Annotated in this window: 10 protein-coding genes; all 10 read left to right on the top strand. The window is 46.1% G+C overall.

What is annotated here, in order from left to right:
* Window positions 1-270: D-aminoacyl-tRNA deacylase (gene dtd, locus GRP75_RS13330; protein WP_160789537.1), on the top strand; the 270-nt coding region annotated here is incomplete at its 5' end.
* Window positions 271-388: 118 nt separating this feature from the next.
* Window positions 389-550, top strand: a complete 162-nt coding sequence (locus GRP75_RS29230) for a hypothetical protein (protein WP_023989922.1) — start codon at window positions 389-391, stop codon at window positions 548-550.
* Window positions 551-781: 231 nt separating this feature from the next.
* Window positions 782-1288, top strand: a complete 507-nt coding sequence (locus tag GRP75_RS13325) for a type 1 glutamine amidotransferase domain-containing protein (RefSeq protein ID WP_160789536.1) — start codon at window positions 782-784, stop codon at window positions 1286-1288.
* 62 nt (window positions 1289-1350) lie between these two features.
* Window positions 1351-1821, top strand: coding sequence for a hypothetical protein (locus GRP75_RS13320; protein ID WP_160789535.1), 471 nt, complete (start codon window positions 1351-1353; stop codon window positions 1819-1821).
* A gap of 688 nt (window positions 1822-2509) precedes the next feature.
* Entirely contained in the window at window positions 2510-3754 is a 1245-nt protein-coding gene (hisS, locus tag GRP75_RS13315) for a histidine--tRNA ligase (RefSeq protein WP_023989920.1), read from the top strand.
* Window positions 3755-3838: 84 nt separating this feature from the next.
* Complete coding sequence (aspS, locus tag GRP75_RS13310) at window positions 3839-5617, top strand: aspartate--tRNA ligase (RefSeq protein ID WP_160789534.1); 1779 nt, start codon at window positions 3839-3841, stop codon at window positions 5615-5617.
* Window positions 5618-5759: 142 nt separating this feature from the next.
* Window positions 5760-6509, top strand: coding sequence for a tRNA threonylcarbamoyladenosine dehydratase (locus GRP75_RS13305; RefSeq protein ID WP_013311554.1), 750 nt, complete (start codon window positions 5760-5762; stop codon window positions 6507-6509).
* Window positions 6510-6683: 174 nt separating this feature from the next.
* Entirely contained in the window at window positions 6684-7982 is a 1299-nt protein-coding gene (locus GRP75_RS13300; RefSeq protein WP_023989918.1) for an NCS2 family permease, read from the top strand.
* A 97-nt stretch (window positions 7983-8079) separates the two neighbouring features.
* Complete coding sequence (locus GRP75_RS13295; protein ID WP_023989917.1) at window positions 8080-9897, top strand: ABC transporter ATP-binding protein; 1818 nt, start codon at window positions 8080-8082, stop codon at window positions 9895-9897.
* Window positions 9898-10492: 595 nt separating this feature from the next.
* A partial coding sequence (locus GRP75_RS13290) for a response regulator (RefSeq protein WP_160789533.1) occupies window positions 10493-10687 on the top strand: 195 nt, incomplete at its 3' end.

The raw sequence follows: 10687 nt of genomic DNA, 5'->3' as shown, positions 1-10687 counted from the left end.
GGTAAAATGAATGACAGCGTTCTGGATGTCGGTGGAGCCATTTTGTCTGTCTCTCAATTTACGTTGTATGGTGACTGCCGTAAAGGAAGAAGGCCTAACTTTATGGGGGCGGCTAAACCAGAGGAAGCGGAGAAGCTGTATGATTTCTTCAACAGTCAGCTTCGAGCCAAGGGCCTGGAGGTAGAAACGGGAATTTTTGGGGCTATGATGGATGTTTCATTGACGAACTGGGGCCCAGTGACACTGATTTTGGATACCGAACGTTCGTAACTATGCATTCATGGCGTGATCTGAGTAGAATAAAATAGCTGTTCAGAGGGACCATAATGTCATCCCGATTGGTGATTAGCCAGGCGGATAGCCTAAGGGTGACAGGAGAGACGAAGCTATGCGTCAAACCCCAAAAATGGACGGGCATCGAAGCACTGTGCTGCTTTTTCCCGGTAGTATGCAGGAGGCAATCAGCCTTACTCGTAATGCTGATACGTTATTGCAGCATGTTGCAACAGCCATCGACAAGCCGGGACGCGGTGCTTTGCCGCGTAGGTAACATCGGGTTAAATGGAGCGTTAATGAGGTTCTACCCGAAAGCAGCACAAAGAGGTCAAAAATAAAATATGTAGCATTGAATTAGTGCAGGAGCCGAAAGGCTCCTTTTTCTTTTCCGTCGCTGCGAATTGTTATAAAAACTGATCAAGCGGGTAATAACAAAGCGTGGTAGAGAAACAAACTTAATTTTAAACTTGTTTTGAGGATAACCGGAAAGGAGATCTGAACATTAATGAGTAAAATTGCATTTTTATTGGCTGACCAATTTGAAGATTCCGAAATGAAGGTACCTTATGATGAATTAAAAAAGGCTGGACATGAGGCAGATATTGTTGGGCTGAAGCAAGGTGAGAAAGTGAGCGGTAAGCAAGGTAAAGCAAGCTACACTATTGAAAAAGCCATTGCAGATGTGAAATCAAGTGACTATGATGCAGTTGTTATTCCCGGCGGATCCTCCCCGGAAAATCTACGACTGGATGCACATGTTCTGAAATTTGTGACTGAAATTAATGAGTCCAAAAAAACGATAGGCGCTATCTGTCACGGGCCGCAAATTTTGGCGAGTGCTGATTTGTTACAGGGCCGGACGATTACAGCTTATCCTCCATTGAAAGATGACTTGATTAATGCGGGTGCTCATTTTGAGGATCGAGAGGCGGTTGTGGACGGTAACTTTATTACGTCTCGGACCCCTAAGGATGAGCCAGCCTTTGTGCGTGAGTTATTAAAAGTATTGTAATTTGAACGCGAATATTTTCTTAGATTAATGCCAGTACAATTCCCAAACGAGGAGGATTTGATATGGCAAAACAGATTCAGGCTTATTTTCGCACAGAAGATGAAGCTGAGGGTGCCAGAGCTTCGCTTCAAGCTTATAGAACTGAACATTTGGAAGTAGGTGCTTTGGATGATGCGCTCGGCCGGGAGACGAGAGTTTTAATTCCGCTGGTCCCCTATAACAATACAGGCTCTGTGAGCACAGGAGGTCCTGCGGGTGCGGCAATCCCTGCGGCGGGTGTTTATGGCGAGAATATTCTACCAGATGTGAAGGATGGCCAGATTAACTCTGGCTCAGCCCAAAGGGACCTGGATGAAGATCGGAACGGAACAACGAATCATGATGGAGGGTTGCTCCGTGCGACAGATGTGTATATTAACGGTGATCAAGATGAATTGCGGTATGTATTATCAGCAAAGGTGAATGACGCCGATTATGATGAGGTCATTTATAAGCTACGTTCCAATCGTGGATATGTATCGCAGTTGGATTAAAGCTGAGAGCGCGCCACAAGACTGTCGATACTTGAGGGATTTAGCCGCAAAAGAGTGACTGTAATACAATTGTAATATTCGAAACATCATTCCTTAATATTCGTTGTTTATAATAACAGCATGACCCCCTTTTGATATATCTTTTTGAACCTGCGGACCGTTTCCGCAGGTTATTTTCTTTTTATAAGCCTTATTTGTCCGATTATAGGGAGAATGTCTTGACTTTGTCGAGGCGGTTCATTAAAATCATAAAATAATGAAAAATGATTTGATGACGGGACCAAGTACTCCGAACCCACAAGCGCAGAGAGGAATTTCCAGGCTGTAAAAATTCCCTTGATGAGCGGATGAATGACCTCCCCGAGAACAGGCGGCGAACAATTGAGGAAACCCTACTGAAAGTGCATTGCAACTGTGCCTACAGTGGATGGTCCTGCATAATAGCCGTACTGCGCGTTACGGGCGTTATACGTATGAGCGGAGTCAGCATAATGCTGACGGGCAATGAGTGATTCTTATGCTGGTTGTCTGGGCAAACTCCGGAATGTGGGTGGTACCACGGGTGATTGTAAACGACAATCCCTCGTCCCTGTTAATGTTAACAGGACGAGGGATTTTTTGTTTTATATTGAAAGTGGAGCAAGAAGAAAGTGCACAATACGAAATACAACGATGGGGGGATACGTTAATGGCCTTTCAAAAACCGACAGGAACACAGGATTTGCTGCCGGGCAGTGTAGAAAAGTGGCAAGTTGTCGAGGAAAAAGCCCGTGAGATTAGCCGCCGCTTTAATTACCGAGAGATTCGTACGCCAATGTTCGAACAAACGAATTTGTTCGTTCGAGGTGTGGGTGAAACGACGGATGTGGTGGAAAAAGAAATGTATACTTTTGAGGATAAAGGGAAGCGCAGCATGACTTTGCGTCCGGAAGGAACAGCAGGGGTTGTCCGCTCCTATGTGGAGAACAAACTATACGGGGAGCCGGATGTAACTAAGCTGTATTATATCGGCCCGATGTTCCGGTATGAGCGTCCACAGGCTGGGCGTCAGCGCCAGTTTCACCAATTTGGAATTGAAGCATTTGGTGCGGTCGATCCGGCGTTGGATGCAGAAGTTATTGCTTTCGGGTATCAATTCTGCCGTGAGCTGGGCTTGAAAGGAGTACAAGTGGAGATTAACTCCGTCGGTAATGCAGCCAGCCGGGCAGCTTATCGTCAGCATCTGGTGGACTTCTTGATGCCAATTAAGGATACGTTGACCAAGGAGAGCCAAGCACGCATTGAGCGTAATCCGCTGCGAGTGCTGGATAGCAAAGATGACCAGGACAAATTTGGAGGTGCACCTTCGATTTTGGATAGCTTGGACGAGGAATCTCGCACACACTTTGAGAAAGTGAAGCAAAATTTGGATGCCATGGGCGTGGAATATACAGTTAACCCGCGTTTGGTACGGGGGCTGGATTACTATACGTTGACAGCGTTCGAATTCAAAGCTGAAGGAATTGGTGCCATAGATACGATCGGTGGAGGCGGCCGCTACAACGGATTGGTTGGAGATTTGGGCGGACCGGATCAGCCGGGCATTGGTTTTGGCATTGGACTGGAGCGAATTCAGCTGATCCTGGAACATCAAGGTGTCAAACTGAACGAAGCCAAGCCGTTAGATATCTATATGGTAGCGTTGGGAGAAGCAGCAGAAACAGAAGTGACCAAACAACTATTCAAGTTGCGTCAAGCCGGATTTTCCGCAGAACGAGATTATCTGGGGCGTAAAATGAAGGCACAGATGAAATCAGCCGATCGCTTTAAAGCAAGGTATACTGCGATTCTGGGTGAGGATGAGCTGGTTCAAGGTGAAATTGCACTGAAAAACATGGAAACTGGCGAGCAGCGTACCGTTAAGCTGGATCAGCTGGTGGAAGAATTAGGATAAACAAAATGATGTAACATCAATCAGTGGAGCTTCCTCTGGTTGTCATATAGCATTAACTACTAAACATAAACAGGAGTGTGTATTATGAAAAGGAGTCATGAATGCGGCGCATTGACTCATGCGCATATCGGAGAAACAGTTACATTGAACGGTTGGGTACAAACCCGTCGTGATTTGGGGGGCGTACTTTTTATTGACCTGCGCGACCGTAGCGGAATTGTACAAATTGTGTTTAATCCGGCATATTCCGGTGACGCACTGCAAATTGCGGATCGTGTTCGTAGTGAATATGTGCTTGAGGTTACCGGTACCATTGTTAAGCGTGATGCAGAAACCATTAACCCGAATCTGCCTACAGGTGAAATTGAAGTGCGTGTCACTGAAATCGAAGTATTGAATGCGTCCAAAACACCTCCGTTCTTCATTGAAAATGGTGTAGAAGTGGACGAGTCTCTGCGTTTGAAATACCGTTATTTGGACCTGCGTCGTCCGGAAATGTACCAGACGTTGAAACTGCGCTCCAAAGCAGCAAAAATATTCCGTGACTTCCTGGACGGAGAAGAGTTCGTCGAGGTGGAAACACCAATTTTGACGAAAAGCTCCCCAGAGGGCGCACGTGATTATCTGGTACCTAGCCGGGTGCATGAAGGTGAGTTTTTCGCCTTGCCGCAATCGCCACAACTGTACAAGCAATTGCTGATGGTGGGTGGCCTGGAGCGCTACTACCAAATTGCACGTTGTTTCCGTGATGAAGATTTGCGTGCTGACCGTCAGCCTGAATTTACGCAGGTCGACATCGAGACCTCCTTCATGCAACAGGATGACTTGCTGCCAATGATGGAGCGTCTTATGGTGAAATTGTTCAAAGAAACCGTTGGGGTAGAACTGGAAACACCGTTCCAACGGATTACACATGCAGAGGCAATGGACAAGTATGGTTCTGACAAGCCTGACCTGCGTTTTGGTCTTGAGCTGATAAATGTTAATGATATCGTGGCAACCAGTGGTGTGAAAGTATTTGCTTCCGTAATTGAAAAGGGTGGCGAAGTTAAAGTCCTTAATGCCAAAGGATGTGGCACGTGGAGCCGTAAGGACATTGATGACCTGGGTCCTTTTGCAGCGCGTTATGGAGCAAAGGGCTTGGCTTGGATTCAAGTGAAGGAAGGCGAATTCAAGGGGCCTATCGTTAAATTCTTCACACCGGAAGAAATCGAAGCATTGAAGGAGCGCACAGGAGCCGAAGAAGGCGATCTGTTACTCTTCTCTGCGGATAATAAAAAGGTAGTTGCTGATGTATTGGGCGCACTTCGTCTGAAAATTGGCCGTCATTTGGGACTGATCGACGATAACAAATTCAAATTTGCCTGGGTTGTAGACTTCCCGCTTCTCGGCTATGACGAAGAACAAAAACGTTATGTGGCGGAACACCATCCGTTCACCCGTCCGAAGGACGAAGACCTTGGCCTCTTGGATACCGATCCAGGTCAAGTTCGTGCTCAAGCCTATGATATCGTGCTGAACGGCTACGAAGTGGGTGGTGGCTCGATGCGGATTTTCAAACGTGAAGTTCAGGAAAAAATGTTCAAAGCGCTCAATCTGCCGCCTGAAGAAGTGAAGGATAAATTCGGTTACCTGCTGGATGCATTTGAATATGGTACGCCTCCACATGGTGGTATTGCCTTCGGTTTTGACCGTCTTGTCATGCTGCTTGCAGGTCGTACAAATCTGCGTGAAACTATTGCATTCCCGAAAACAGCCAGCGCGACAGACCTGCTTATGGATGCACCAGCCGAAGTGGATCAAGCTCAATTGGATCAGCTTCATATTCGTCTTGCTCCGAAGCCTGTTGCGCCTAAAGCTTAAGACGTTTGCAAGTGCCATCCATTGGCATGAGATAGCTTATAGAATGCCATGAACCCGTTACCCTCATATGGATAATGGGTTCGTGGTTTGTATGCTGGAGTTCAGGCATAGAGTTTAAATCAGTGAGGGAGGATATACCATATTGTTGCATCAATTTTCACGAACGGAATTGGCCATCGGAACTGAAGGTCTAGAGGTTATGAAAAATAGCACGGTGGCCGTGCTGGGTATCGGCGGTGTCGGTTCGATTGCAGTGGAAGCGCTGGCGCGCACGGGTGTTGGACGTATCATTTTGATTGATAAAGATGTTGTAGATATCACCAATATTAATCGCCAGATACATGCGTTGACAACGACGGTAGGCCAAAAAAAGGCTGATCTGATGGTAGAGCGTGTGAAGCTGATTAATCCTGAATGTGAAGCGATTGCACTGAACATGTTTTATACGGAAGAAACATATGAGGAGCTGTTCAAGTACGAACTGGATTATGTGCTGGATGCTTCGGATACGATTATTTACAAAATTCATTTGATTAAGGAATGCCTGAAACGGGGGATTCCGATGATCTCCAGTATGGGGGCTGCGAACAAAATGGATCCGAGTCGTTTTCAAGTTGCAGATATTTCCCAGACGAGAATGGACCCGATTGCCCGTGTCATCCGCACCAAGTTGCGCAAGGAAGGTATTACCAAAGGCGTCAAGGTTGTATTCTCCGATGAAGAACCAATGAAGCCACGTGAAGAAATTACAAAAAAAATTGTACCTGCAAACGCACCTGAAATCCGGAAGGCGAAGCAGCCGCCTGCAAGCAATGCATTTGTACCTCCGGTAGCAGGACTGATCATGGTCAGTGTAGCCGTGAAGGATTTGTTAGAACATGCTGGTGTGTAAGTTGCAAAAATAGCATGGCAGTGCATTCGTAGATTTACATCAGTATGTATTCACTTTAAGACCTGTAGTTCTGTGCATCACATCCTTTGTGTCACAGTTGCTACAGCTCTTTTTTGTTTTGAAAAAGCGCAGCTTACTGCAAACAGATTGAACAACTTGCTGGAGGGTTTTGGTATGAAGGATGGACTGTGGTCCAGAAGTCTCGGTTTCAAGCCCGAGCATCATTGGAAAAAGGAATTAGCCGCTGGGGCCATTTCTTATTTTTCCGTTGTATACATTGTTATGGTTAATGCAACTATTTTGGCAGATGCCGGGATTCCTCTCCAAGGGGCGATGCTCGGGACACTGCTGACATCAATGATTGGCTGCCTGCTTATGGCTTTTGGTGGGAAATCTCCAATGGTCGTTGTACCAGGGATGGGGATTAATGCCTTTTTCACTTATACGCTCGTACATTCTATGAAGCTGAGTTGGCAGGAAGCGTTGATGGTGGTTGCCATCACAGGGATCTTATTCGCCATTGTGGCCTTTACATCATTGTACAAGCTGATTAGCCAAGCGATTCCCCATAATTTGCAGCACGGAATTACGGTAGGCATTGGTTTGTTTTTAACCTTTATCGGATTGCAAAAAAGCGGCATCGTGATTGCTCATCAGACGACTTTTGTGGCTATTGGCCATTTTAATGATCCCAAGGTAATTACGGCTTGTGTAACGTTGCTGCTCGCTATTGTATTGTTTGTGCGTAACGTTCAGGGAGGTTTACTAATTAGCATTTTGGCGGGAACTGGGCTTGCTTATATACTGGGAGCTGTAGAGCCTACAAGCACGGTACGAACCTCTGAAACGGTGCGACAGTATGGGCAATTGTTTGGAGAGCTTTCCTTTTCAGGCATTGTCTCGGTAGCTTTTTGGATCGCTGTCTTTTTGCTCCTACTCATTGTACTATTCGAGAATATTGGTATGATTACTGCACAAACCAACATGATCGGAAGACCGGATTTATTTAAAAACAGCTTGCGTGTGTTGGCTGTAACCAATATCTTTGCCGGTATTTTGGGCAGCAGTCCGGCGGTAGCCGCTGCGGAATCGACGGCTGGTATTGCAGCGGGGGGCCGCTCGGGAATGACACCGCTGGTAACTGCTATTTTATTCGGGGCGACGTTTTTCTTTATTCCACTGTTGGCTTATATTCCTGACAGTGCCATTGCGCCCGTGTTGATCATCATTGGGGGTCTAATGGTGCAAAATGTGCGAGAGATGGATTTCAGTGATTTTACTGAAGCGTTTCCTGCATTTCTGATCATGGTGATGATGCCCTTTACTTACAGTATTGTAGACGGGATGGCATTTGGTTTTATTGCATACCCCGTAGCCAAGCTGGCAGCAGGACGGGGCAAGGAAGTGCCTGTCGCATTATATATTATTTCTGTACTGTTTGTGGCTAACTTTGTGCTTCATTCTCTGGTGTAGTAAACTCGAAGATAGATTGTACTGTTCATACCCGCGCAGAGCGCGGGTGTTGTTGTTTGAACAAGAATGGTCAGACAGGAAGCGAGGTTGATGGTATATGGAAAAAGAACATCATATACACCGAGATGAGCAGGAGGACCGGATGAAGGAAAAGCCGGGTAAAAGACCCGATAAGGCTGGCATGGGGCGGTTTATCAAATTGATTGCGAGTGCGCATCCGCCCAAGGCCATTCTGATTATCGCCCTGATTCTGACTCTGATTCAGACCACTGCTGGTTTAATCGTACCCATGATGACCAAAGGGTTGATTGATGGCTTGACCTTTTCTTCATTAAACCGTATGGTCATTGTTGGTCTGCTTGGCGCTTTTGTGCTTCAAGCGGTGGCTTCGGCGGTTTCTATCTATATGTTGAACTATGCTGGGCATAAGATTGTGGCTAATTTGCGCAAACGCTTATGGCATAAAATCTTATCTCTACCTATCCCTTACTTTGATCGAAATCGGTCAGGAGATACGATGAGTCGTGTCACCAATGATACAAGCCTGATTATGAACTTAATTACGGAGTATCTAGTCAATCTGATTTCTAATGTGATTGCAATTATTGGTGGTATTGCATTGTTATTTTATCTGGATTGGGTGATGACGCTCATTATTATGGCTATTGTTCCGCTAACAGCCCTGATTTTATTTCCGGTAGGCAGAAAAATGTACCGTATCTCCAAAAAACAGCAGGATGAGATGGCAGATCTGACCTCAGTGTTGAGTCAGGTTATCGGCGAAATCAGACTGGTTAAGGCCTACGGAACCGAAAGCAGAGAGGCTCAGGCCGGTGAGGATCGTATTTACCGGATGTTCCGCTTCGGTTTGCAAGAGTCACGCATCCTAGCTCTTGTAGGTCCCATTTCTACCTTCTTGTTGACTGCAGTGCTGGTCATTATATTGGGTGTTGGTGGTGTTCGTGTCGCATCGGGTGTGCTGACCGCTGGGGATTTGGTGGCTTTTATTTTGCTGCTGTTTCAGGTGATCACACCGATGGCACAATTCACGACCCTGTATTCACGACTACAAAAGGTGGTTGGGGCTACTGAACGGATTCAGACGATTTTAGATCATGAAGAGGAACCGCTCGAGTTGAAGCAGGAAGCGGCAAAAGAGAGCAGAGATATTATACTTCGTGATGTTGCCTTTTCCTATACTGAAGGTGAAGAGGTCCTTCATAATGCGAACTTGGTCATCCCGGCTAACCGGACGACAGCATTCGTGGGACCGAGTGGAAGTGGGAAGTCCACCTTGTTTTCATTGTTGGAACGCTTTTATGTGCCGGATACAGGGGAAATTCGTTATGGAGACGAACCGATATCGTCATATACACTTTCCTCCTGGCGCTCCAAAATTGGTTATGTATCGCAGGAAAGCTCAATGATGACCGGAACGGTCAGAGATAACATTACATATGGCTTGGGGCGCGAAGCTGACTTGGAAGAAGTCAGACGAGCAGCCACGATGGCGTATGCGGATACATTTATTATGGATCTACCTCAAGGCTACAACACTGAGGTGGGAGAACGGGGAATGAAGCTGTCTGGAGGGCAACGTCAACGGATCGCTATTGCGCGTGCGCTTCTTCGTAGCCCTGACATTCTCATGCTGGATGAGGCTACATCTAGTCTGGACAGCTCATCTGAGCATGAGGTACAGAAGGCCCTAGCGAACTTGATGGAGGGACGCACGACGATTGTCATTGCTCATCGTTTGTCTACAGTGGTTCACTCCGATCAGATTATCGTGTTGGACAAGGGCAAGGTGACCGGTGCAGGAACTCATACTGAGTTATTAGAGTCCCATCAGGTGTACCGTGAGCTGGCTCAAAAGCAGTTTGTGGAGATGGGGGAAAGAAGTATGGAGTATTAGAGGCCGCTTCGCGTGTGATTTGATCCTCCGATCGCTGTTGCCTCTGAATTCCTCTCATTGTAATGAGAACAGGGGGGAATTCAGAGGCAAAGGCGAACGCTCCGCTTCTTCGGATTCAAATCACTCGCTTCGCTGGTGCCGAAAAGCTCCATACTTTTATGGAAGGGCAGGGAAGGTCAATTCCACTGAACCATGAGGGGAGATGTTCACTTACAGCAGCAAGTGGGGCAAAATTGGTTTTTCCAAAATCTTGACGAAAAGGTTTTATAAAGATATTCAACAAGGAATCAGGGAGTTTTTTGAAGCTGTATGACATACAACATATAGAGTTGGCTAATATGATGCTAGACTAAAAAGTGAAACACCGAGAAGAGAGAATATTTGAAGTACCATAGGCGTTTCAACCCATAGGGCGTGTTTTGTTTTTGGGTCATTGCTCCCATTAACGCGCTAAGAAATAAATGGGATTGACTCCGTATAAACTCATTTATATAGCGGATATTTAAATATTTGTCATAAATAAAAAAGTGATGTTTTTTTGTATTATTAAAAAGGGTTTTCGTAAGAGGACTTTTAGAAAGGAATGGGGTCAAGAATGAGCAAACCGAGAGTATTGGTTGTTGATGATGAAAATGCTATCAGAAAATTGATTAAAACGGTTCTTGAAGGCGATGGAATGGTTGTGCTTCAGGCTGAAAACGGCATGGAAGCCATGCGGATGATTAGCGAGGAGCCATTCGATCTCGTCCTCCTGGACATTATGATGGAAAATATTGATGGATATGATGTG

The organism is Paenibacillus sp. OT2-17, from assembly GCF_009827695.1.
Classification (GTDB): domain Bacteria; phylum Bacillota; class Bacilli; order Paenibacillales; family Paenibacillaceae; genus Paenibacillus; species Paenibacillus polymyxa_B.
Note: the sequence above shows the minus strand (reverse complement) of the source record. Positions and strands in the feature narration are given on the sequence as shown.

Bases quoted from the DNA above. Each gene is read 5' to 3' on its own strand.
- GRP75_RS29230 (WP_023989922.1), top strand. From the start codon at position 389: ATGCGTCAAACCCCAAAAATGGACGGGCATCGAAGCACTGTGCTGCTT.
- GRP75_RS13325 (WP_160789536.1), top strand. From the start codon at position 782: ATGAGTAAAATTGCATTTTTATTGGCTGACCAATTTGAAGATTCCGAA.
- GRP75_RS13320 (WP_160789535.1), top strand. From the start codon at position 1,351: ATGGCAAAACAGATTCAGGCTTATTTTCGCACAGAAGATGAAGCTGAG.
- hisS (WP_023989920.1), top strand. From the start codon at position 2,510: ATGGCCTTTCAAAAACCGACAGGAACACAGGATTTGCTGCCGGGCAGT.
- aspS (WP_160789534.1), top strand. From the start codon at position 3,839: ATGAAAAGGAGTCATGAATGCGGCGCATTGACTCATGCGCATATCGGA.
- GRP75_RS13300 (WP_023989918.1), top strand. From the start codon at position 6,684: ATGAAGGATGGACTGTGGTCCAGAAGTCTCGGTTTCAAGCCCGAGCAT.
- GRP75_RS13295 (WP_023989917.1), top strand. From the start codon at position 8,080: ATGGAAAAAGAACATCATATACACCGAGATGAGCAGGAGGACCGGATG.